Here is a 23,073-nt window from a genome sequence, read left to right as displayed (position 1 = left end):
CTACCTCGCATGAATGCTGAATTTGCGTTCGACAATTTTCAACAGTCCCGTTGAAATACTGGTGAAAAACAAGAAAATAATCGCAACCGCCATGTAGAAAGTAAACGGCATCTTTGTTGAACCCGCGGCGAGAGAGCTCATGCGCACCATGTCTTCCAAACCGATAATCGACACCAGAGCGGTGGTTTTTAGCAGCACCAGCCAGTTATTGCCAAAACCGGGCAGTGCGTGACGGATCATTTGCGGCAACAAGATGCGGCGAAATGCCAAGGTTGCGCTCATACCGTAGGCTTTGGCGGCTTCAAGCTCGCCTTTATCCACCGCCATGATGGCACCACGAAATGTCTCAGCCATGTAAGCGCCAAAAATAAATCCAATGGTTAGCACACCCGCAATAAATGGGCTGACATCTAAGTAATCAGGGACGTAGGAGACCCATTCGTGATTCGGATCGCTGGATGCAAACCAGCCATTGAGCCATTCGTTGATGGCGTAAAGGGAATTATTGAGAAAGATCTGTCCGCCGAAGAAGATCAACATCATCAGAACCAGATCGGGAATACCGCGAATGATGGTAGTGTAGAGTGTCGCGATTGCTCTTGCCCAGCGATACGGGGCCATTTTCGCCAAGGCACCCAGCATGCCAAGTATCATCGCTAAGAGCACGGAGAGTAGTGCCACTTCAATAGTGAGCAGTGCCCCTTTAAGAATTGAGGCTTCATATCCTTGTAAATCCAGCATAGGTGAGTTCCTAATCCCTAGAATCCAGAGTCCTGATTGCCGGGTACATCCAGGAACGAACCGGCAATCAGGTATCGGTGTTATCGGCTGGTATTAGTTGCCATAAACATCGTACTTAAAGTACTTGGCTGCAATTTGCTGATAAACACCTTTCTCACGTAGAGAGGCGATAGCGGCGTCCAGTTTCTTAGTGAGATCTTTGTCTTGCTTACGTACAGCGATACCCATGCCTTCACCAAACCATTTTGGATCCATCAGCGACGGGCCAACAAACTCATAAGCGTCACCGCCCGCTTTGTTGAGCACACCTTCTTCGAGTGCCGACGCATCCCCGAGTACCGCTGCTACACGGCCATTGGCCAGATCCAGATACGCCTCATCAAATGAACCGTAACGGACGATATCCACTTTGCTGCCGTAATTGTCAGTAAGGTATTTGTCGTGAGTGGTTGCGCGTTGCACGCCAATTTTCACTCCATCTAGGTTAGCGAAATCTAAGCCTGCACCTTTTTTAGCAATAAACTTGTTGGGAATCTGCGCATACTTACCAGTGAAATCGACCTTCTTTTTACGCTCTTCGGTAATCGACATCGCCGCGATAATCGCGTCATATTTACGAGCAAGCAGCGAAGGAATAATTCCATCCCAATCTTGTGGGACTATCTTGCACTCCACCTGCATCTCTTTACACAGGGCATTCGCCATATCCACGTCAAAACCCTTCAGAGAACCATCGGCTTCTGTCCAGCTAAACGGAGGATAAGCCCCTTCAATACCGAAACGCACGGTTTTCCAATCCTTCGCTTGTGCGATACCCGATACCGCTGTGGCGGCCAAAGTTGCTGCGAGTAACCACTTCTTCATATCCATACTCCTGTGATTGTTTTCTTTATATTGCGATGTTGTGTTTAGGTTCTAGGTTCTAGGTTCTAGGTTCTAGGTTCTAGGTTCTAGGTTCTAGGTTCTAGGTTCTAGGTTCTAGGTTCTAGGTTCTAGGTTCTAGGTTCTAGGTTCTAGGTTCTAGGTTCTAGGTTCTAGGTTCTAGGTTCTAGGTTCTAGGTTCTAGGTTCTAGCAATTACTATCTTTCTTGCTTCAGTCAGCAAGCAAAACCTTAATAAATAGATGAGATAAACTGCTTTAACCGTTCTGAATCTGGGTTTGTAAACAGTTTAGCTGGGTTCCCCTGTTCTTCCACCAGCCCTTGATGAAGGAACATCACGTGGTTTGACACATCACGAGCAAACGCCATCTCGTGCGTCACGACGAGCATGGTTCGCCCTTCCGCGGCCAAATCACGCATCACCCCTAATACTTCGCCGACCAATTCTGGGTCGAGCGCGGAAGTCGGTTCGTCGAACAGCATCACTTCTGGTTCCACCGCCAGAGCGCGAGCAATCGCGGCACGCTGCTGTTGACCGCCAGACAAATGCCCCGGGTAGTAATCCTTACGTTCATAAAGGCCGACTTTCTTAAGCAGCATCTCTGCGTTTTCTATCGCCTGCACTTTGGGCACACCAAGCACATGCACAGGCGCTTCAATCACATTCTCCAGCACTGTCATATGTGACCATAAATTGAACCCTTGAAAAACCATGGCTAAACGTGAACGGATACGTTGCACTTGTTTCTCATTGGCTGGGACAGATTCGCCTGCGCGGTTGTTTTTCATCTGGATTAACTCTCCGTTAACCCAAATTTCCCCAGCGGTTGGCGTTTCAAGCAAATTAATGCATCTTAGAAAGGTACTCTTACCGGAACCGGAAGAGCCGATGATGGATATGACGTCCCCTTTATGCGCAGAAAGTGAAATACCCTTAAGCACTTCGTTCTGACCAAAAGTTTTGTGCAGTTGTTTAATGTCCAGCGCTGGTACATCTTGCATGCGCTTCTACTCCCTGTATTTTTTGTCACTGCCGGGGCACTCCGCCCTCTTATTGAGTTACAAGCTAGCATTCTATCAATTTGCCCGCAACAATTTATTAACCTGAAAAATTCGAATAACTAGAAATGAATAATGTATTTTTATTCACCATTTAGCAAATTATTCTTTTTAACCTGCATAGAGAGTAAAAAAAAGCCTCCGAGATGGAGGCTTCACAAAGATATAAAAATGTTAATCATCTCTACTTAATAGTAGTGAACGAGTGGTTGAAATGGTGTTGTATGCAGAACGCACATCTTTCAAGTTTGCCGCTATGCCCATCACATCTTCCGAAGTATCTAGCCCTTTACCATTACCAAAACCAGACATAAAACCTTTGAGCGACAGATCGTCTTGCTCTTCAGCAAGCAGATAATCTTGGGATATATTCGATGCTGAGGATATCACTAGTCCAGCGGCCGCAGCTGGTGGCACACTATCATAGTTTAGATTAGGCACTCGTACCGACGGCGTAATCAATGTATACAAAGTGTGTCTCAAAACATAAGGAGTTGTACCAACAGTGGTGCCCTGTTGATAACTCAAACGTTGCAAACCTACTTCGTTACTTAGTCCTATGCTGCTACTAATATCAATAGTTTGGTTGGAAATCGATGGCTTGGTATTGTTAGTATTTGAGAGCATAAACAATGAGTTATCGTCTACCACCAACTCCCAATCAGTATTAATTGTATCAAAATAGCTCGCATCCCATCCAACTGTGTCTATCGTACCGTCAACCTTGAACGACCATGTATCTCCGCTTGTTTCAGTTGGATGATAGTAAACATCTCCACGATTTACCGTAGCAAGCAGATATTGGTAAGATTTGTAGTTTGAAAAAATTTCTATGTTAGAAAAATTAATTAATGATGCATTAAAGGATGGCGTAGACGAGGATCCCGCAAACTTCATCCTGTTTTCACTCCACCCTTCAAAACCATATTGGAATAGCTGACTACGTTCTGCCGTACGGTACTGAGCGACCATTGTCTGTTCGCCAGATAGTGCCTTTAACGTCTTCCCGCTAGTCAATTTAGGGTTAGTACCCGTAACTGTTTCTACTTGCGAATCAAAATAATAAGTAACATCTGGATTGCCTGTCGTATCATCGGCATTTAGGTACTCTAGAACACTTTTTGTTGTCGTAGCATCGTTGTTTCCAGTTAAACATAGAGAATCATTTACTATTGATTCAACCGACAAGTAAGCTGTTGCCATTTTATTGTCTGAAGTTAGAGCCGCTTTCGAGAAAGTAATCGCATTGATGACGGTACCGTTCGCCTCTTGAATTGTAAAGAAACCATCGTCTGGTATGGTTTGCAGCACCAATGACAGCTTACCGCTCGTCGCATTGATCAAATTGCCTTGTTGAATACCCGAGGCATCAGAGTAAAAACCGACAATTTTACTATCCAACGATGTCCCTACCGAATGGTAGTTAAGTACCTTGTCTACTGAATTCTCTTGGTACTTGTCAAAGATGGTACAGGTTCCATTATCAGATAGGTTCTTCGTAACCGGGGTAACAAAAGTGAATGTGTAAGTTGTCGTTGGTGTACCGCCACCACCACCGCCACCGCCTCCACCGCCGCAGCCAACCAATACGCCAGAAATCATCGCTACAAGCGGCAATAGTTTTAGATTCTTCATTTTCTCTTCCTGATACGGCAAAGTTTCGCCAATTAAACGTCACTCAACGAACAATAGCAAAATTAGCGCCAACTTCTTGCATTTCAATGTCCAAATTGTGAACAAACAAGCTCACCTTGATGCATAAGTGTTTAAAATTTTCTAAAAAACGTAACTTATGAAAGCAAATTACATATAAAAAGCATGGTTTTTTCGCAACTGAGATACTTTCCGTAGTTTTCTTTCACATCAATTCTTTCAGTGATCTAAATCAATCATCCCAAAGGGTTAACTTGCTAGACTCGCGGCAAAGATGAGGCTGATCTCAAGTCATCATTGATTAAAAATTTAGCTATGCTTAGGCACGTAGCACTCGTGCAACAATAAACCTAATAATAGCTAGCATAAACGGCCTGCAAAAAGCCGGCGTGTGGAATTGAGAAAGAATTACTAACTTTTTAAATATATGAGGAATCTATGTCAGACGCAGTGAATAAAGTGCACTCTGATTCAGATATCGAGACAAAGAGCTATCAAGAGCTTCACCGTCCCGCGTCTGAATTTGCCAGCCGCTCAGACTACTTAGACCACGAACTGCAGATCATGAAGCCACGTCGCTTCGGTCTAAACCTTCCTGGTCGTGACTTCCGTTTTGAACTTGAAGACCTTGTTCCAGCACTCGCAGGCACTATCGGCATCATCGCGATGTACTCAGCGGTAATGATGTCTTGGGCTGATGGCCTAACTCAAGCTTGGGATCACATCAACTTAGGTAAAGAATTCGCTATCGAAGTTGCACGTGTGGAAATGTTGTTCCCAGCCCTGTTCTTCTGTGTTATCGCTTCTGGCTTTGTCAATCCACGAGCCAACCTAGCGGGTAACCACGGCCCAATGATCCCTCTTATCGGCGCGATCGCTCTTGCCGGTGCTCACCCTCTTGCATTGGCACTGTTACTCGGCGTTTTTGGTCTGCTTCTGAGCTACTTCAAAGGCGGCTCTAAGCTGGTGAACCTCACCTCCGAAGGTACCGCAGGTGGCTTGTTGATCTTCCTCGGCTTTACCGGGACGATGAGCCAAATTACGTCAATCCAAGAATGGGCCGTCGGTTTACAATCTGCAGACATTGCTGCGGGTAGCCTAGGTTACATTGGCTTGGTGGTACTTGGCGTTAACATTGTTATCTATGCGCTGTTGGCAAAACTCAACCTACGTTGGTTGGCCATTCCTGTCTGTGCGTTTACAGGTTTGGTGATTGCACTTGCTCTAGGTGCAGGTTTCGATCTGAAGTTTGAAACACAGATGGGCCTACCTAACCTAAACCCAGTTTACTGGTGGGGTAGCACTGAGACTGGCTGGCAACTCGGCTTGCCAAATCTGCAGCACTTTATTGCTTCTCTACCATTTGCGATTCTAGCGGTAGCGATGTGGTCTCCAGATTTCCTTGGCCACCGTATTTTCCAAGAATTGAACTATCCTAAGAAGACAGAAAAAGTACTGATGGATGTCGACGACACCATGACCATGTGTTCTATCCGCCAGATGGTTGGTACCGCACTGGGCGGCGGCAACATCACTTCGTCTTGGGGGACGTACATGATTCCAGCAGCAATTGCAAAACGTCCAATTCCTGCAGGTGCGATCATTCTAGGTACTCTGGTTATGACTATCGCCGTTCTTGGTTTCCCAATGGACGTCGCAGTATGGCCACCAGTCATGCGCTGTGCGCTTCTCGTTGGTGTATTCCTACCGCTGCTTGAAGCAGGTATGCAGATGGTGAAAGACACCAAAGATTCTCAAGCTGCGGGCATCTGTATCTTTGGTTCTGCGGTGGTTAACCCTGTGCTGGCTTGGGCATTGACCATGCTTCTGGACAACAATGGCTTGATTGGTGACAAAGAGCGTGCATCTAAACTCTCTTTTGTTGACAAAGTCGTTATCCCTGGCGGCGTGCTGATTATCTGTCTGGTTGCTATGCTTGCAGTCGGTATGCTAGAAAGCCAATATGGCATCAAAGCTTGGCTGTAAGATTAAAATAAAGTGTGGGTGGTGCTGGTCACCACCCAAATTTTATTGAGTTTTTTGAGGATTTATTGATTTAGTTTAAGGTTTGCAAAAATTTTTTAGCTTAACCTAAAGCCAAGTCATCAAGATAGCCAACAAAAACAGTGACAATATCTATCGCTTTCTGGCGAGCTCAAAAACCGATAGATATTGTTATTCATAAGAGTGTACTGGGCCTCTTCCACAAGAGGATGGCTGGCTCAACAGTCACAACAGTACGTGTTTTTTCTACTAAAAAGGTAGGTATGTCATGGCAGAGCAATTTGCTAAAGCTTGGGAAGGTTTTGCGGCAGGTGAGTGGCAAAACGAAGTAAACGTTCGTGATTTCATTCAGAAGAACTACACTCCGTACGAAGGCGACGAATCTTTCCTAGTTTCTGAAGGTACTGAAGCAACCAACAAGCTTTGGGCTAAAGTAATGGAAGGTATCAAAATCGAGAACTCGACTCACGCTCCAGTTGATTTCGATACTGACCTGATCTCTACCATCACTGCTCACGATGCAGGCTACATTGAAAAAGATCTAGAGACTATCGTTGGTCTACAAACTGACGCACCTCTAAAACGCGCTATCATCCCTAACGGTGGTATCCGCATGGTTGAAGGTTCTTGTAAAGTTTACGGTCGTGAACTAGACCCTCAAATCTCTAAAATCTACTCTGAATACCGCAAAACACACAACGCTGGCGTATTCGATATCTACACTCCAGATATCCTAGCTTGTCGTAAGTCTGGTGTTCTAACTGGTCTTCCAGACGCTTACGGCCGTGGTCGTATCATCGGTGACTACCGTCGTGTTGCACTTTACGGTATCGACTTCCTAATGAAGGACAAACTGGCTCAGTTCAAGTCTCTACAGGAAAAATTTGAAAACGGCGAAGATCTTCAAATGACAATGCAACTTCGTGAGGAGATTGCAGAGCAACACCGCGCTCTAGGTCAAATGAAGCAAATGGCTGCGAAATACGGTTACGATATTTCTCGTCCTGCTGAAACTGCACAAGAAGCTATCCAGTGGACTTACTTCGGCTACCTAGCGGCTGTTAAGTCTCAAAACGGCGCGGCTATGTCTCTAGGCCGTACTTCTACCTTCCTAGACGTATACATCGAGCGCGATATCGCGGCTGGTAAGATCACTGAAGTTGATGCACAGGAAATGATCGACCACTTCGTAATGAAACTACGTATGGTTCGTTTCCTACGTACTCCTGAGTACGATGACCTATTCTCTGGCGACCCAATCTGGGCAACAGAATCTATGGGTGGTATGGGTCTTGACGGTCGTACGCTAGTAACGCGTTCAAACTTCCGTTTCCTAAACTCTCTATACACTATGGGTCCTTCTCCAGAGCCAAACATCACTGTACTTTGGTCTGAGCAACTACCTGAAGGCTTCAAGAAGTTCTGTGCGAAAGTATCTATCGATACTTCTTCAATCCAGTACGAAAACGACGACCTAATGCGTCCAGACATGAACTCTGACGACTACGCAATCGCATGTTGTGTATCTCCAATGGTTGTTGGTAAGCAAATGCAGTTCTTCGGCGCTCGTGCAAACCTTGCAAAAACGATGCTTTACGCAATCAACGGTGGTGTTGATGAGAAGCTAAAAATGCAAGTTGGCCCAGTAATGCCTAAGATCACTTCAGAAGTACTAAACTTCGACGAAGTGTGGAGCAACCTAGACCACTTCATGGACTGGCTAGCTAAGCAATACGTTGCTGCACTAAACGCAATCCACTTCATGCACGACAAGTACAGCTACGAAGCGGCACTAATGGCTCTACATGACCGTGACGTATACCGTACAATGGCATGTGGTATCGCAGGTCTGTCTATCGCAGCTGACTCACTTTCTGCAATCAAGTACGCGAAAGTGAAACCAGTTCGTGACGAAGATGGCGTAGCAATCGACTTCGAAATCGAAGGCGACTACCCTAAATTCGGTAACAACGATGCTCGCGTTGATGATATCGCTTGTGAACTTGTTGAAGTGTTCATGAACAAGATCCGTAAGCTAAATACTTACCGTAATGCTGTTCCTACTCAGTCTATCCTAACTATCACATCAAACGTGGTATACGGTAAGAAGACTGGTAACACGCCAGACGGTCGTCGCGCAGGTGCTCCATTTGCACCAGGTGCAAACCCAATGCACGGTCGTGATGAAAAAGGTGCTGTAGCGTCACTAACTTCAGTAGGTAAACTGCCATTTGCTCACGCGAAAGACGGTATCTCTTACACCTTCTCTATCGTACCTAACGCACTAGGTAAAGATGAGAACGCTCAACGCGCTAACCTTGCTGGCCTAATGGATGGTTACTTCCATCACGAAGCAGGCATCGAGGGTGGTCAACACCTGAACGTTAACGTTCTAAACCGTGACACTCTGCTTGATGCAGTTAAGCACCCAGAGAAGTACCCTCAGCTAACTATCCGTGTATCTGGATACGCAGTTCGCTTTAACTCTCTAACTGCAGAGCAACAAGCTGACGTTATCGCACGTACTTTCACTGAATCTCTATAAGATTCAAATGTGATATCCAAGCCGGCGCTTTATGCGCCGGCTTTTTGTTTTTGCTCACTAATTTTCGCAACAAGCCAAGCTACCTCTGGGAGATAGCAGGATATTGCAGTATGATGAGGCGAAAAACTGTTGTGACGTTATGAGATTACTTACTTACCTTTCGCTTGGACTGCTCTCTCCAATGGCAGTCGCTTCCGTCGACCACACTTTCGCATTTAGTCTTGATAACGATGGCATTTTCGGCGTCGATCAAGATTATACCAATGGCATATATCTCTCCTATACCACATCGGCGTTAAGTAGTGAGGGACAGTATTCGTGGATGAGCCTGTCAGAGAAGTATGGCAGCTCGATTGATAAATTTGAGTGGCTAATCGGCCACAAAATGTGGACACCATCTGATATTGGTGCCACGGAGCCGATCGCCAATGATCGCCCGTACGCCGGTTTTTTTCATACCGAACTCAACTACCTCAGTCTGAATCCGCAACAGTCTGTACGCTATAACCTAACGCTTGGGACCACCGGCGAACATGCTTTATCGGAAAAAGCGCAGCGCCTAGTGCATAGCATCACTGGCTCAACTGAGCCCAAAGGATGGGAGTATCAGGTCGACAATCAGTTTACTGTTGGGGTTGGTTATAAACGTTTCGATAACTTGCTGCGTGAACCATTTCAGGACAGCAAAGAGTGGGAAATCTCTAACCTAGTTGAAGTGAACGCCAGTACCTTTCGCAGTGATGTCTCTGCGGGGATAATGTTCCGTTATGGCTCGGAGCTCAGCCAGTCGATGGCAGCCGCCGACATCAGTGTGGAGCGGCCGTTTAATGCTGGCATGCTGGGTAACACCTCGTCCGGCTGGTTTCTCTTCTCTGGTATTGCTGGCCGATACCGTTTCAATGACCTGAGTATTGAAGGTGAGCGCTCAGGCATTCCAGAGCCGAGCAATGCGTACGATACCACACTACAACACTGGCAAAGCACTGCGGTTGCGGGGATCGCCATGTACAATCGCACCTTGGGTTTTAGCTTCACGTTGGCAGTGAAAACACCAGACTACCTTGAGTCGCCTCACACCATCTATGGAAATGGCGCACTTTCTATGTACGCCTTTTTCTAAACTCAAATTTTAAAATTCTGGCATTCGTTACTGAGTGTGCGGGAGTGGCTGTCAACCAGTTTACTCACTTCCCGCAACTCTTGGTTATTGGTCTCCAACTCTCGCATCGCATGGGAAATTTGGGTCATGCTATCGGCCATCGATTGACTGGTCGTCGCCAACTCTTTCATCGAACTAAAGATCACTTCGGTTTGCTGGCTAGCCTCATCAGCTTTGTCGGTGATGTGTTTGAGCGCATTGATCGCTTCGTGTCCTTTCTGCTGCCCTTTCTCGATGGTTTTGCCTGAGTTGCTGATGTACTGAATCACCTCGGCACTTTCGTTTTTCATCGTCTCAATCGTGCCCGAGATTTCACTGACGGCATCAACGGTTCTTACCGCAAGGCTTCGTACCTCATCAGCCACCACCGCAAAACCTCTCCCTTGCTCACCGGCGCGAGCGGCTTCAATCGCGGCATTGAGCGCCAACAGATTCGTCTGTTCTGCAATCCCATTAATGATATCCATTACAGAATCTATTTTCGCCGACGCTTCTTCAAGTTGGGTAATGTGTCCAGAAGCAGAGTGCAGAATGTCTGCCACCTGCTCAAGAGAACCTATCGCTTCTGCGATCACTTTTCCGCCTTCTTCCGCCGCTTGGTTTGAAGCTTTGCTGATCTCAGAAACAAATTCGAGCGAGCTGGAAACTTCGCTAGTTGTAACGCTGACTTCCTCGGTGGCAGAGGCGATCAACTGCGTTTGTCCCATAATGTCCGCTTGATGGCGAGCAAGATTATCCAGACCAGTTCTCAGCTCGCCCGCGTAATTGGCAAGAGACAAGCTGCTCTGCTGTACGCCAGAAACCAGTTCACCTAAGTTCTCACAACTTTTGTTCACCGCCTGAGAGAGCAGGTTAAATTCATCTTGGCTGTTTTGGCTAGTTTCCAAACGTCGAGACAAATCCCCTTGCGCGATGGCTTGGATCATCTGGCTAATTCTATCGAGGGCTTTTGTCAGAGATGAACTTAAGTTAACAAAAATAAGGATAGTCAACAGGGCCAATGCGCCGGAAGCAATCAACACCGACCATTTGGTGCTGTCGGAATAATTAGCAGCTCTGTTTTGGTAATCGGAAGCCATACTACTTAACATTTCAGACGCTTGTTGGATCTGCTGTAAAGAAGCCTGCTGAGTGGAAGCGAGTTGCTGTTCAATCGAGCTTAGTTGCTGCAACAGCTCACTGACTCTTGCAAAGGTGGACTTGAACTCCTCTATCTCTTTCTCATACAAGTTCAGCATACCGTAACTGTTAGAAACATTGACAAACATGGCCATAGAGCGATTAAACAACTTCAAGTTTTGTTCGTTTGCTTGTAACAAATAATTTTGCTGTGTCTTTATCATCTCTTGGAAATCTGAGTTGATGGTCACCATCCCCGTTTCCGCTATTTTTGCTTCAATGATTTTGGCTAACTCTTTCATTCGCCCAAGTTTGCCTTCTTCAACGGAAAAACCCACTTCAGAGCGAAGTTCCAACCAAGGGGCCAGCGATTGCTCAAACTCTTGAATCGCCGTTTTCATCGAACTGGCTTGTGAATTCAATGCAAATTGACTCAATGTATCGCTCGCACCTTGAACATTTTTATTCAGCGCCTGTACATCCCCCCGGATTTCAGCCACCTGACTTAAGCTCATTTGACGCAGTTTCCCCGACAACAAAAGCAGTTCAACCTGAGTTTTGGCGATTTGTCTGGCCCCCTCTGAAACCAGACTGCTTTTCGCATACTGCTCCGTCATTGAGCCAAGTTGTTTGGACGTGTAAAAAGCAAGAGCAACAAATCCCAAAATAAGTACACTCAAAAACAACAGAATCTTGTGTTTTTGAGAAAGCGCAAGCGTATTCATGGTTTACATCCCTACAGCATAGTTGTTTATTTTTACACCCAAAAGCGGTTACTTTTATAACATAATAACAATTCTGCAAACTGTCATCTTCATGAAGCAAATTTGCTGCCATGCGCACTTACCGACTAAGACTGTTTTAACCCTAGTTTTTGTAATAAAATGACAGCCAGAATTTGGTAAGAATTGAGAGCAACTCATGTCAACAACTGGTCGTATTCACTCATTTGAATCCTGCGGTACCGTAGACGGCCCTGGTATTCGCTTTATTGTCTTTATGCAAGGTTGTTTAATGCGCTGTAAGTATTGCCACAACCGTGACACATGGGACACTCACATTGGTAAAGAAGTCTCTGTGGAAGAGATCATCCGCGAGGCAAAGTCCTACCGACATTTTATGAACGCTTCTGGCGGTGGAATCACTTGTTCAGGCGGCGAAGCCATGTTGCAACCTGAGTTTGTGCGAGACTTTTTTCGTGCGGCTAAAGCGGAAGGTATTCACACTTGCTTAGATACTAACGGTTATGTGCGCAAACATACGGAAGTTATTGATGAGGTGCTGGACGCCACCGATTTGGTGATGTTGGACATTAAACACATGAAAGATGAAATCCACCACGATTTCATCGGCGTATCGAACAAACGTACGCTGGATTTTGCCCGCTACCTGCACAAAATCGGCCAAAAGACTTGGATCCGTTACGTTATCGTACCCGGATATACCGATGATCCTGAAGCTGCGCATATGCTTGGTGCCTTTATCAAAGACATGGACAATATTGAGAAAGTAGAGCTATTGCCCTACCACAAACTCGGCGCACACAAATGGGAAGCAATGGGACAAGATTATCCTCTGGAGGGGGTCAATCCACCGCCCAAAGAAACGATGGATGCGATGGTGGCCATTTTGTCTCAGTACCACAGCAATGTGAAATACTAACGCCGTACAGACATTCCTTTCTCACGGATTTTAATACATGGATGTATTTACTCTTTTCTGCTCAGGCCTAACGATTATGATTGGCTGGCGTTTCTGCTGGGCAGATTTCAAGCGCGTTGTTTTGCCTAAGTTGCTCAATGAAAAGAGTTTTCAACATCTCACTTTTGCCGTTATTTTTATCCTGTTTTTGCTCTGGCGCACACAAGCTGGGATCAAAGATGGGCTGCAGGTTCATTTTCTCGCTCTCACCACGCTGACCATGATGTTCGGTTGGCGAATGGCTTTTCTGATTTGTCTACCTGTCACCTTCGGACTAGCCTTAACCAGTGACATGCCACTTTCAGCTATTCCCGAATACCTCACGCTGTCGGTGCTGTTTCCTATCACCATCTCTTATCTGATTTTTTGGGTAAGTTACCACTACCTGCCACGCAATATCTTTGTCTTTATTTTTATCGCTGGCTTTCTCAATGCAGCTATCACTGGCAGCTTGCATTTGATGGTTAACGCGCTCTATCACCTTTGGTCTGGCCATTATGATTGGCAAACCATTTGGGACAACTATTTCATTTTGGTCCCTCTGCTCGCTTTTCCAGAAGCCTTACTAAACGGCATGTCACTTGCCGTACTTTGTGTGTTCAAGCCCGAGTGGTTAAGGGTCTTCTCCGACCATGATTACATTTTCAACCATTACCACAAACACTGAACAAATCGACAAACATAATTTGTATTTTTCGAATTAAATCTGTGTTGAGATCATGTTTCATCGTGTGATGTTCCGCTAACCTAACTTCAACAACACAATAAAATTATCTTCAGTGAGGTCACCATGGAAATGTCAAACACACAGCGTTTGATCCTATCAAATCAGTACAAACTCATGTCACAGCTCGACCCAACCAATGCGGCCAATTACCAACGTTTGAAAACCATTATTGAACGCGGCTATGAGCTACAAATGCGTGAGTTAAACAAAGATTTTGGCTGCATTTCGGAACAACACTGCAAAGAAGTGATCGACATTATGGAGATGTATCACGCCATGCAGGAATCAAACAGAATGCTCTCTGATAGCGAACGTGCAGAGGTGGATCAGCGTCGACTGCAGTTCTTAGGTTTCGACATCGCATCAGAAGCTCAATTGGTCCACTACGTGCGTTTCCTTGTCGACTCAGAAGGCTTATATCCTCAATTTGATAAAGCAGACCACCATTTCAACAGTCAAATGCCGATGTTAGAAAAATACCGCCGAATGTTGGTGAGCTGGAAAAAATGCCCTCGCCAATACCATCTATCTGCGACGGAGCTGCGCCAAATTTTCAGTGCATAAACGAACTCAAACCATTTTCTCCTAGGCTGGCAACTGGGCCAGCCTTGTTTTTTAGCCATTGTTCTTTGCCACATCAAACCACATCTTTTTACTCCTTTAAACGTCACCCTTCGCACTTCGAATTAGGAAGATTGGCGCCAAAAATATCACCTTAAGAACCTATATTCTTCCTGAATCCAATCTGTTTGAGCACCATGGAAAGAGGCGATCAACACCGCATCTCAACAAGTATTTTTTTAAATAAACACATAATTGTTAAGCAAAATTGCAAATCGCGGTCTAGGCTTATCCTTGAGAAGGGACGATATTTGCCAACGTTCGTCAGCAGACTGAATAAGAAGGGGAATGTGACATGAGTATTTTTGACCACTATCAAGCTCGCTATGAAGCAGCAAAAGACGAAGAGATGTCGATACAAGACTTCCTTGCGCTGTGCAAAGATGACAAAAGTGCCTATGCAAATGCAGCAGAACGACTTCTTATGGCGATCGGAGAGCCAGAGCAGATCGACACTTCACATCATCCTCGCCTCAGCAGACTATTTTCTAACCGTGTCATCTCACGCTACAAAACATTTAAGGATTTTTATGGCATGGAAGACGCGATCGAACAGATCGTCTCTTACTTAAAACACGCTGCGCAAGGATTAGAAGAGCGCAAACAAATCCTCTACTTGCTCGGTCCAGTCGGCGGTGGTAAATCATCGCTGGCGGAAAAGCTCAAAGCCTTGATGCAACAAATGCCCATTTACGTATTGAGTGCAGACGGGCAGCGTAGCCCGGTGAATGACCATCCTTTCTGTTTGTTTGATGTCAACGAGGACGGCGATATCCTACAGCAGGAGTATGGTATTGAAAAACGCTACTTGCGCTCCATTATGTCGCCTTGGGCAGCAAAACGCTTGCACGAATTCGGGGGGGATATCAGCAAATTTAAAGTGCTGAAAGTGCGTCCTTCCATTCTCGACCAAATTGGTATTGCCAAAACCGAACCAGGTGATGAAAACAACCAAGACATTTCCTCTTTGGTTGGTAAAGTCGACATTCGCCGTCTTGAACATTATTCGCAAGACGATCCGGATGCTTACAGCTACTCCGGTGCGTTGTGTAAAGCGAACCAAGGTTTAATGGAATTCGTCGAGATGTTTAAAGCCCCGATCAAAGTGTTGCATCCACTTTTGACCGCAACTCAAGAAGGGAACTTTAACGGTACTGAAGGACTGTCAGCCATTCCATTTGATGGCATGATTCTCGCGCACTCGAACGAGTCAGAATGGCAAACCTTTAGAAACAACAAAAACAATGAAGCGTTCCTTGATCGGGTGTATATCGTCAAAGTCCCTTACTGCTTACGTGTTTCAGAAGAGGTTAAAATCTACCAGAAACTCCTTGAGCACTCCGAACTGTCCAAAGCACCTTGTTCACCGAGCACGCTCGAACTGCTGGCTCAGTTCAGTATTCTGTCTCGTTTGAAAGAGCCAGAAAACTCGTCGATTTACTCAAAAATGCGCGTCTATGACGGTGAAACCTTGAAAGATACCGATCCAAAAGCGAAGAGTTATCAAGAGTACCGCGACTACGCGGGTGTCGATGAAGGGATGAAAGGTCTTTCTACCCGTTTCGCCTTTAAGATCCTCTCGCGTGTGTTTAACTTTGACCACACCGAAGTCGCGGCAAACCCTGTCCATCTCTTCTATGTGATTGAGCAGCAAGTCGAACGGGAGCAGTTCCCACAAGACACGGCGGATCGTTACCTAGAGTTTCTCAAAGGCTACCTCGTCCCGCGCTACGTGGAGTTCATTGGCAAAGAAATTCAAACTGCCTACCTCGAGTCTTACTCTGAATATGGCCAGAACATCTTTGACAGATACGTCACCTACGCCGATTTCTGGATTCAAGATCAAGAGTACCGTGATCCGGAAACTGGCCAGTTATTCGACCGCTCTGCCCTGAATGGCGAGTTAGAAAAAATCGAGAAAACCGCGGGCATTTCCAATCCAAAAGATTTCCGCAATGAGATTGTCAATTTTGTTCTGCGTGCCCGAGCCAATAACAATGGGCAAAACCCGGTTTGGACCAGCTACGAAAAACTGCGCACCGTCATCGAGAAGAAAATGTTCTCCAACACAGAAGATCTGCTTCCGGTTATCTCTTTCAACGCGAAAACCTCTTCTGACGATCAGAAGAAACACGACGACTTCGTTGCTCGTATGATGGAAAAAGGCTACACCGAGAAACAAGTACGCCTGCTTTCCGAGTGGTACCTGCGTGTACGTAAATCGTCCTAACCCAGAGCAATGAGTTAGGTCTTGTGGAACATGGAGAGGGGAATTTCATGGCGCAATTTATCGACCGGAGGCTCAATGGCAAGAATAAGAGCGCTGTCAACAGACAGCGCTTCTTGAGACGCTACAAAGAGCAAATCAAAGAGTCTGTTGCGGATGCAGTAAATCGCCGCTCAATCACCAATACCGAGACCGGTGAAGATGTTGCCATTCCGCACAAAGATATCAAAGAACCTATTTTCCATCAGGGGAAAGGCGGACTACGCGAGCGTGTACATCCGGGAAACGACCAATTTATCACTGGCGATAAGATCGAACGGCCAAAAGGAGGACAAGGCGGTGGCGGTTCCGGTGAAGGTGACGCAAGCGCCGACGGTGAGGGACAAGATGATTTCGTCTTTCAGATTTCAAAAGACGAGTATCTCGACATCCTGTTTGAAGATCTGGCGCTGCCCAACCTGAAGAAAAACCAAGTCAATAAAATTACCGAGTGGAAAAAACACCGAGCAGGTTTCCAAACTGCCGGCATTCCATCCAACATTTCTGTTGTTCGTTCTCTGCAACAGTCTTTGGCTCGTCGCACCGCGATGACCGCGGGTAAGAAGCGCCTGATGCAAGAATTGGAAGAGGAACTAGAACGCATCCAAAATAGGGAGCCGGCTCAAAAACTGGAAGAGATGCGTATTAAACAAGAAATTGAAGAGTTGCGAAAGCGCATCGATGCGGTCCCTTTTATTGACACCTTTGATCTGCGTTTTAAGAATTATGAGAAAAAACCCGTGCCATCGAGCCAGGCCGTCATGTTCTGTCTGATGGACGTTTCAGGCTCAATGGATCAAGCAACTAAGGACATCGCAAAGCGCTTTTATGTACTGCTTTATCTGTTCTTAACTCGCACTTATGAGAATGTTGAAGTGGTCTTTATTCGTCACCACACACAGGCCAAAGAGGTGGATGAACATGAGTTTTTCTATTCTCAGGAAACTGGGGGAACCATTGTTTCCAGTGCTCTCAAATTGATGGATGACATTGTCAAGCAACGCTATCCCGTTGGTGAATGGAACGTTTACGCGGCACAAGCTTCCGACGGCGATAACTGGGCTGACGATTCACCACGTTGCCGTGAACTGTTGACCAATAAGTTGCTGCCTAACTGCCAGTACTACGCTTACATCGAAATTACGCGACGTTCTCACCAAACTCTTTGGCACGAATATGAAAAATTAGGAGAAAGCTTCGACAACTTTGCGATGAAGAATATCCGCTCAGTAGAGGATATCTTCCCGGTATTTAGAGAGCTGTTCCAGAAAGAGACGGCATAGGAGGACTGCGCATGACAACCAAAACTAAGCAAAAGCGTAAAACCTTACCAGATGGCCCTGACTGGACTTTCGATTTGCTGGATCAATACCATCAAGAGATAAAGCGGGTGGCAGAGCACTATCGTCTGGACACTTATCCTAACCAGATCGAAGTGATCACTTCAGAGCAGATGATGGATGCCTATTCAAGCATCGGTATGCCAATCAACTACAACCACTGGTCGTTCGGTAAAAAATTTATTCAAACTGAGCAAAATTACAAACACGGACAAATGGGCTTAGCCTATGAGATTGTGATCAACTCCAACCCCTGTATCGCCTACTTGATGGAAGAGAATACCGTCACCATGCAAGCTTTGGTCATGGCACACGCTTGTTATGGGCATAACTCCTTCTTTAAGGGTAATTATCTGTTTCAAACCTGGACCGACGCCAGTTCTATCATTGACTACCTACTTTTTGCCAAAAATTACATTGCTGAGTGCGAAATCAAGTATGGCGAAACCGAAGTGGAAAAACTGCTTGATTCCTGCCATGCACTGATGAATTTTGGTGTTGATCGCTACAAACGGCCAGAGAAGATTTCGATCAATGAAGAAAAAGCTCGTCAAGAGGAGCGTGAGGCGTACTTGCAATCACAGGTCAATGAATTGTGGCGCACTGTGCCAAAAGCAAAAGCCAAAGAAGAACGCAATCAGCTTCGCTTCCCCAGTGAACCGCAAGAAAATATTCTCTACTTTATTGAAAAACATGCGCCATTGCTTGAACCGTGGCAGCGTGAAATTGTGCGTATTGTGAGAAAAATCAGCCAATACTTTTATCCGCAAAAACAGACTCAAGTGATGAACGAAGGCTGGGCAACTTTCTGGCACTACACGATTTTGAATCATCTATACGACGAGGGATTAGTGTCCGATAAGTTCATTCTGGAATTTTTGCACAGTCATACCAGTGTGGTCGCTCAGCCCCCCTATAACAGCCCCTATTTCAGTGGTATCAATCCGTATGCACTCGGGTTTGCCATGTTCAGAGACATCAAACGTATCTGTGAAGAACCCACCGACGAAGACCGCGAGTGGTTCCCGGAACTCGCTGGCAGCAACTGGCTAGACGCCGTTCATTTCGCTATGCATAACTTTAAAGACGAGAGTTTTATCAGCCAGTACTTGTCACCTAAAATCATCCGCGATTTTAAACTGTTTGCTATTCAAGATGACGACCGTAAAAACTTTATTGAGGTGAATGCAATTCATGACGATAGCGGATATCGAAAAATCAGAGAAGCATTGGCCGCACAGTATAATCTATCTAACCTAGAGCCCAACATTCAGGTCTTCAATGTCGATGTGCGTGGTGACCGTTCGCTGACACTGCAATATGTGCCGCACAATCGGATTCCGCTGGATAAAAGCTATGAAGAAGTGCTAAAACACTTGTATCGAATTTGGGGCTTTGAAGTGATTTTGGAAGAAGTGAAGGAATCCGGACATCGCGAAGTTCTGGCTACGTGCCCTGCCAAGGAGTAGAGACACACGAGTCATTTATTCAGCAATCAAGCGCTCATTGTGTGATTCTGTTTTCTGCACGATTGAGTAAACAAAAGCCTAACGTACTACACATTAGGCTTTTTTAAATTTTACTTATTTGCTTGGCTAACAATGTGCCTTACAAGCTCAAGATCTGCGGGGGTATCCACGCCCGCTGGTGGTGCTTCTTTTGCCAGTGCAACGTGAATTTTTTCACCGTACCAGAGCACGCGAAGTTGCTCGAGGCACTCTATCTTTTCCAATGAACTTGGTTGCCAGTTAACGTACGTATTGATAAAACCTGCGCGGTAAGCGTAGATACCAATGTGACGCATCAATGTCTGAGGCGGCAGTTTTTCACCGCGCGCATACGCATCGCGATCCCAGGGAATGGTTGCGCGACTAAAATAAAGCGCATAGCCTTCTTTGTCTGTTACGACCTTCACCGCATTGGGATTGAACACTTCCTCTTCGTTGGTTATCGCAACGCCAAGAGTCGCCATAGGCGCAGTGCTCGCGGCTAAATTATCCGCCACTTGACGAATGATCGCTGGTGGAATCAGCGGCTCGTCACCCTGCACATTCACAATAATGTGATCGTCGGCAATGCCCATGCTTTTCACCACTTCCGCAAGGCGCTCGGTACCCGACTCATGATTCGGTGACGTCATACAGACTTTGCCACCAAAAGCAACAACAGCATCAGCAACACGCTCATCATCGGTCGCAATAATCACATCTTGCGCACCTGCTTGGATCGCTTGTTCGTAAACCCACTGAATCATTGGTTTACCCGCAATATCCGCCAGTGGCTTGCCCGGCAGACGACTAGACTGGTAACGAGCAGGAATAACAACCGTGAATGACATTAGCGCCCCTCGTCCATGGCCATACTGCGAGCCTCTGGCTCAAGTAATACAGGAATACCCTCTTTAATTGGGTAGGCGAGACGATCGAGCTTACAGATCAACTCCTGATTATCTTTATCGAATGTTAATTTTCCTTTGCATACTGGGCACGCAACAATCTCAAGCAGACGGTGATCCATACTTTCTTATAACCTCTGTTATTCTTTGTAAAATCTGTTGTTCTTTGTGCAAATCAAACTGCGCCGATACCGGTAAATACCACCAGTTCTTCTGGGCAAATTGGCGGCACTTGACCGCATCTTTTTCTGTCATTATGACGTTTTCACCCTGAATAACCAGTTTCTCCAACGCTTTGTGCTCAAAATCTTGGTGATCAGCAAACTCTTGGGTGGCTACCAATTTAGCGCCTAACTGCTCTAAAGTGGCAAAAAAACGCGGCGGATGACCAATGCCAGCAAAAGCGACCAGAGCGGCGAGCGATTGCACTTCTACCTGCTCTCCTGTAAGCAAGTTAATAGCTTTTCCCGGCGCTAGTGTCATACCAGTTTCATCCGGCTTAGCCTTACCACCGTTGGTGATGACAAAATCGACACTAAGCAAGCGTGAAACGGGTTCGCGCAGTGGGCCAAGTGGAATCAACTGCTCTGAGCCAAAGCGTCGCTGTCCATCAACCACAACGAATTCGACGTCACGCTGTAAGGCATAATGTTGCAAGCCATCATCGCTGATAATGACATCCACCCCTTGGCTTAGAAGCGCTTTTACCGCTTGAGGGCGATTGGGATCAACCGCCACAAGAGCGCCTGTACGTTGGAAAATCAGCTTGGGTTCGTCACCACAATGTGCGGTTAAAGTCGTTTCATCGACGAGCAAGGGATAGCTTGGCGCTTTAGCACCATAGCCGCGTGAAACAACGCCGGGTTTAAAGCCTCGTTGTTGCAACGCTTCCACCAGCCAAACCACAACTGGGGTCTTACCATTGCCACCCGCCGTAATGTTGCCCACGACCACCACTGGTACAGGTGCTCTATAGGCTGTTTTTTTACCAAGCAGATAAGCCTGTTTCTTACGACGGCTGATAACACCAAACAACAAAGAGAGTGGCCACAGCAGCGGCCACAATAGATACTTGATCGGGTGGTTCTCAAACCAAATTTTTTCGACCACTAGGAGTCACCAAACTGAATCTTATGCAACTGGGCATAAGCGCCATCTTTGGCGATCAGCTCAGCGTGCGAGCCTCGCTCGATAATGGTTCCGTCATCAACCACTAAGATTTGATCTGCTTGTTCAATGGTTGACAAACGGTGCGCAATGACCAAAACCGTTTTGTCTTTTTGCAACTCATCTAATGCAGATTGAATCGCCCTTTCCGATTCGGTATCCAAAGCAGAAGTCGCTTCATCGAGGATCAGTACTGGCGCATCTCGCAGCAATGCCCGTGCGATAGCAACCCGTTGACGCTGGCCCCCAGACAAACTGGCACCATTTTCACCGATAACCGTATCGAGCCCATGTTCCATTTTGGAGATAAACTCCATCGCATGGGCCAGTTCAGCGGCACGCTCAATATCGGCACGGCTATACTTTTCTTCCGCGGCATAGGCAATATTGTTCGCCAAAGTATCATTAAATAGGTGGACATTTTGTGATACTAAAGCAAAGTGAGTACGTAAATTTTTCAGTTCGTAGTCACGAATATCAACGCCATCCAACTCGATAGAGCCTTCATCGACATCGTAAAAACGGGTGAATAGATTCGCTATGGTACTTTTGCCTGAACCGGATCGGCCCACCAACGCTACCGTTTTGCCTTTCGGTATATCAAAAGAGACATGCTGCAGCGCCGGCTTTTCCGTGCCTTGATAAGTAAACGAGATATCTTTTACCGCAACAAACCCTTCGGCGCGCTCTACCGTATGAGTTCCGTGGTTTTTCTCCGGTTCAATATCCACCAACGCAAACAGCGTCTGCGCCGCAGCCATACCACGTTGAAACACCGAAGTGACACTTGTCAGCGCTTTTAACGGGCGCATGAGACCAAACATCGCAGAGAAAACCACGGTGAAAGTCCCAGGGGTCAGTTGCTCTTTTATTGAGTCAACGCTCGCCAAATAAAGCACCACAACAATGGCAACCGATGCAATCATCTGAATGATCGGGTTAGCGGCCGCTTGCGCCGTGACAAGCTTCATGCTCTGCTGACGCATTTGGTTGCTGACTTTATCAAAGCGCTGTTTTTCTACATCCTGACCACCATAACTCAGCACCACTTTATGCCCTTTGAGCATCTGTTCCGCTGAACTGGTAACAACACCCATAATGGTTTGCATATTTTTGGAGATTTTACGAAAGCGCTTAGACACCACGCCGATCCCCCATGCCACAACAGGGGCAACCAAAATCAGCACCAGAGAAAGCTGCCAGCTGTTGTAGAACATCAGCACTAACAAGCCAATAATGCTGGCGCCTTCACGCACGATGCTCACCAATGCCTGGCTGGTTGCAGCGGAGACTTGTTCTGAATCGTAGGTTATCCGTGACAGCAGACTACCCGATTTTTCACGATCAAAAAACGAGACTGGCATTTGCATATAGTGGTTAAACACCATACGACGGATTTGCATCACCACGTTCCCAGAGACCCAACTCAAGCAATACGCCGAGATAAAACTACTGACACCACGAATGAACATCATGGCGAAAATAATCAATGGTAGGGTACGAAGGAAGTCTGATTCGGCACTGCCAAACCCTTCATCAAGAAGCGGTTTGAGCAAGGAAACCATGTAGGTATCAGAAACGGCGTTGATCACCAATGCAACAACGGCAACGGCTAATCCAGATTTGTAAAGACGGATAAAAGTCCACAGACGCTTAAAGGTGCGCCAAGTTGATTCATCTGCTGTAATCGACATA

Annotated in this window: 18 protein-coding genes; 9 read left to right on the top strand and 9 right to left on the bottom strand. The window is 46.2% G+C overall.

Annotated features, from left to right (window positions below; translation table 11 throughout):
* From EWA64_RS13990 to EWA64_RS13975, 4 genes are all read right to left on the bottom strand, one after another.
* Nucleotides 1-741: an ABC transporter permease gene (locus EWA64_RS13990; protein WP_061893827.1), complete on the bottom strand. Its 741-nt coding sequence runs from the start codon at nt 739-741 to the stop codon at nt 1-3.
* 93 nt (nt 742-834) lie between these two features.
* Nucleotides 835-1,605, bottom strand: coding sequence for an ABC transporter substrate-binding protein (locus EWA64_RS13985; protein WP_330165273.1), 771 nt, complete (start codon nt 1,603-1,605; stop codon nt 835-837).
* A gap of 248 nt (nt 1,606-1,853) precedes the next feature.
* Nucleotides 1,854-2,624, bottom strand: coding sequence for an ABC transporter ATP-binding protein (locus EWA64_RS13980; RefSeq protein WP_061893825.1), 771 nt, complete (start codon nt 2,622-2,624; stop codon nt 1,854-1,856).
* Between the two features lie 231 nt (nt 2,625-2,855).
* A complete protein-coding gene (locus EWA64_RS13975; protein ID WP_061893824.1) occupies nt 2,856-4,316 on the bottom strand; it encodes a hypothetical protein in 1,461 nt (486 codons plus the stop codon).
* Between the two features lie 456 nt (nt 4,317-4,772).
* On the opposite strand from EWA64_RS13975, the gene EWA64_RS13970 reads away from it, so the two are divergent.
* The 3 genes from EWA64_RS13970 (at nt 4,773) to EWA64_RS13960 (ending at nt 10,003) form a co-directional block, all read left to right on the top strand.
* A complete protein-coding gene (locus EWA64_RS13970; RefSeq protein ID WP_061893823.1) occupies nt 4,773-6,320 on the top strand; it encodes a DUF3360 family protein in 1,548 nt (515 codons plus the stop codon).
* A gap of 286 nt (nt 6,321-6,606) precedes the next feature.
* The gene (gene pflB, locus EWA64_RS13965) at nt 6,607-8,883 is read left to right on the top strand and encodes a formate C-acetyltransferase (RefSeq protein WP_061893822.1); all 2,277 of its coding nucleotides are present in this window, start codon (nt 6,607-6,609) and stop codon (nt 8,881-8,883) included.
* Nucleotides 8,884-9,022: 139 nt separating this feature from the next.
* On the top strand, nt 9,023-10,003 hold the full coding sequence (locus EWA64_RS13960) for a lipid A deacylase LpxR family protein (RefSeq protein WP_061893821.1): 981 nt from the start codon (nt 9,023-9,025) through the stop codon (nt 10,001-10,003).
* Nucleotides 10,004-10,005: 2 nt separating this feature from the next.
* On the opposite strand, the gene EWA64_RS13955 is transcribed toward EWA64_RS13960, so the two are convergent.
* A complete protein-coding gene (locus tag EWA64_RS13955) occupies nt 10,006-11,886 on the bottom strand; it encodes a methyl-accepting chemotaxis protein (protein WP_061893820.1) in 1,881 nt (626 codons plus the stop codon).
* 196 nt (nt 11,887-12,082) lie between these two features.
* Here EWA64_RS13955 and pflA point away from each other — a divergent pair, with 196 nt between their 5' ends.
* The 6 genes from pflA to EWA64_RS13925 all read left to right on the top strand — a co-directional run bounded on the left by pflA (nt 12,083) and on the right by EWA64_RS13925 (nt 19,285).
* Nucleotides 12,083-12,823, top strand: coding sequence for a pyruvate formate lyase 1-activating protein (gene pflA, locus EWA64_RS13950; protein WP_039433121.1), 741 nt, complete (start codon nt 12,083-12,085; stop codon nt 12,821-12,823).
* A 37-nt stretch (nt 12,824-12,860) separates the two neighbouring features.
* Nucleotides 12,861-13,529: an energy-coupling factor ABC transporter permease gene (locus EWA64_RS13945; RefSeq protein WP_061893819.1), complete on the top strand. Its 669-nt coding sequence runs from the start codon at nt 12,861-12,863 to the stop codon at nt 13,527-13,529.
* Nucleotides 13,530-13,652: 123 nt separating this feature from the next.
* On the top strand, nt 13,653-14,153 hold the full coding sequence (locus EWA64_RS13940) for a YfbU family protein (RefSeq protein ID WP_061893818.1): 501 nt from the start codon (nt 13,653-13,655) through the stop codon (nt 14,151-14,153).
* Nucleotides 14,154-14,505: 352 nt separating this feature from the next.
* Nucleotides 14,506-16,440 carry a PrkA family serine protein kinase gene (locus EWA64_RS13935; protein ID WP_061893817.1) on the top strand — a complete coding sequence of 645 codons (1,935 nt, stop codon included), beginning with the start codon at nt 14,506-14,508 and terminating at the stop codon, nt 16,438-16,440.
* Between the two features lie 47 nt (nt 16,441-16,487).
* The gene (locus EWA64_RS13930; protein WP_061893816.1) at nt 16,488-17,759 is read left to right on the top strand and encodes a YeaH/YhbH family protein; all 1,272 of its coding nucleotides are present in this window, start codon (nt 16,488-16,490) and stop codon (nt 17,757-17,759) included.
* 11 nt (nt 17,760-17,770) lie between these two features.
* A complete protein-coding gene (locus EWA64_RS13925; protein WP_061893815.1) occupies nt 17,771-19,285 on the top strand; it encodes a SpoVR family protein in 1,515 nt (504 codons plus the stop codon).
* Between the two features lie 110 nt (nt 19,286-19,395).
* Here the strand turns inward: EWA64_RS13925 and kdsB are convergent, their stop codons facing one another.
* The 4 genes from kdsB to msbA are packed head-to-tail and all read right to left on the bottom strand — an operon-like array spanning nt 19,396 to nt 23,072.
* Nucleotides 19,396-20,154, bottom strand: a complete 759-nt coding sequence (gene kdsB / locus EWA64_RS13920; protein WP_061893814.1) for a 3-deoxy-manno-octulosonate cytidylyltransferase — start codon at nt 20,152-20,154, stop codon at nt 19,396-19,398.
* The gene (locus EWA64_RS13915) at nt 20,154-20,333 is read right to left on the bottom strand and encodes a Trm112 family protein (protein ID WP_039425205.1); all 180 of its coding nucleotides are present in this window, start codon (nt 20,331-20,333) and stop codon (nt 20,154-20,156) included. Before EWA64_RS13915 ends, kdsB begins: the two co-directional genes overlap by 1 nt.
* Complete coding sequence (gene lpxK, locus EWA64_RS13910; protein ID WP_061893813.1) at nt 20,314-21,321, bottom strand: tetraacyldisaccharide 4'-kinase; 1,008 nt, start codon at nt 21,319-21,321, stop codon at nt 20,314-20,316. The genes EWA64_RS13915 and lpxK overlap by 20 nt, the downstream gene beginning before the upstream one ends.
* The gene (gene msbA / locus EWA64_RS13905; protein WP_061893812.1) at nt 21,321-23,072 is read right to left on the bottom strand and encodes a lipid A ABC transporter ATP-binding protein/permease MsbA; all 1,752 of its coding nucleotides are present in this window, start codon (nt 23,070-23,072) and stop codon (nt 21,321-21,323) included. Before msbA ends, lpxK begins: the two co-directional genes overlap by 1 nt.
* Nucleotide 23,073 lies beyond the last annotated feature (1 nt).

The organism is Vibrio cidicii (assembly GCF_009665415.1).
Taxonomy (GTDB): Bacteria; Pseudomonadota; Gammaproteobacteria; order Enterobacterales; family Vibrionaceae; genus Vibrio; species Vibrio cidicii.
Note: the sequence above shows the minus strand (reverse complement) of the source record. Positions and strands in the feature narration are given on the sequence as shown.

Bases quoted from the DNA above. Each gene is read 5' to 3' on its own strand.
- EWA64_RS13990 (WP_061893827.1), bottom strand. From the start codon at position 741: ATGCTGGATTTACAAGGATATGAAGCCTCAATTCTTAAAGGGGCACTG.
- EWA64_RS13985 (WP_330165273.1), bottom strand. From the start codon at position 1,605: ATGAAGAAGTGGTTACTCGCAGCAACTTTGGCCGCCACAGCGGTATCG.
- EWA64_RS13980 (WP_061893825.1), bottom strand. From the start codon at position 2,624: ATGCAAGATGTACCAGCGCTGGACATTAAACAACTGCACAAAACTTTT.
- EWA64_RS13975 (WP_061893824.1), bottom strand. From the start codon at position 4,316: ATGAAGAATCTAAAACTATTGCCGCTTGTAGCGATGATTTCTGGCGTA.
- EWA64_RS13970 (WP_061893823.1), top strand. From the start codon at position 4,773: ATGTCAGACGCAGTGAATAAAGTGCACTCTGATTCAGATATCGAGACA.
- pflB (WP_061893822.1), top strand. From the start codon at position 6,607: ATGGCAGAGCAATTTGCTAAAGCTTGGGAAGGTTTTGCGGCAGGTGAG.
- EWA64_RS13960 (WP_061893821.1), top strand. From the start codon at position 9,023: ATGAGATTACTTACTTACCTTTCGCTTGGACTGCTCTCTCCAATGGCA.
- EWA64_RS13955 (WP_061893820.1), bottom strand. From the start codon at position 11,886: ATGAATACGCTTGCGCTTTCTCAAAAACACAAGATTCTGTTGTTTTTG.
- pflA (WP_039433121.1), top strand. From the start codon at position 12,083: ATGTCAACAACTGGTCGTATTCACTCATTTGAATCCTGCGGTACCGTA.
- EWA64_RS13945 (WP_061893819.1), top strand. From the start codon at position 12,861: ATGGATGTATTTACTCTTTTCTGCTCAGGCCTAACGATTATGATTGGC.
- EWA64_RS13940 (WP_061893818.1), top strand. From the start codon at position 13,653: ATGGAAATGTCAAACACACAGCGTTTGATCCTATCAAATCAGTACAAA.
- EWA64_RS13935 (WP_061893817.1), top strand. From the start codon at position 14,506: ATGAGTATTTTTGACCACTATCAAGCTCGCTATGAAGCAGCAAAAGAC.
- EWA64_RS13930 (WP_061893816.1), top strand. From the start codon at position 16,488: ATGGCGCAATTTATCGACCGGAGGCTCAATGGCAAGAATAAGAGCGCT.
- EWA64_RS13925 (WP_061893815.1), top strand. From the start codon at position 17,771: ATGACAACCAAAACTAAGCAAAAGCGTAAAACCTTACCAGATGGCCCT.
- kdsB (WP_061893814.1), bottom strand. From the start codon at position 20,154: ATGTCATTCACGGTTGTTATTCCTGCTCGTTACCAGTCTAGTCGTCTG.
- EWA64_RS13915 (WP_039425205.1), bottom strand. From the start codon at position 20,333: ATGGATCACCGTCTGCTTGAGATTGTTGCGTGCCCAGTATGCAAAGGA.
- msbA (WP_061893812.1), bottom strand. From the start codon at position 23,072: ATGTCGATTACAGCAGATGAATCAACTTGGCGCACCTTTAAGCGTCTG.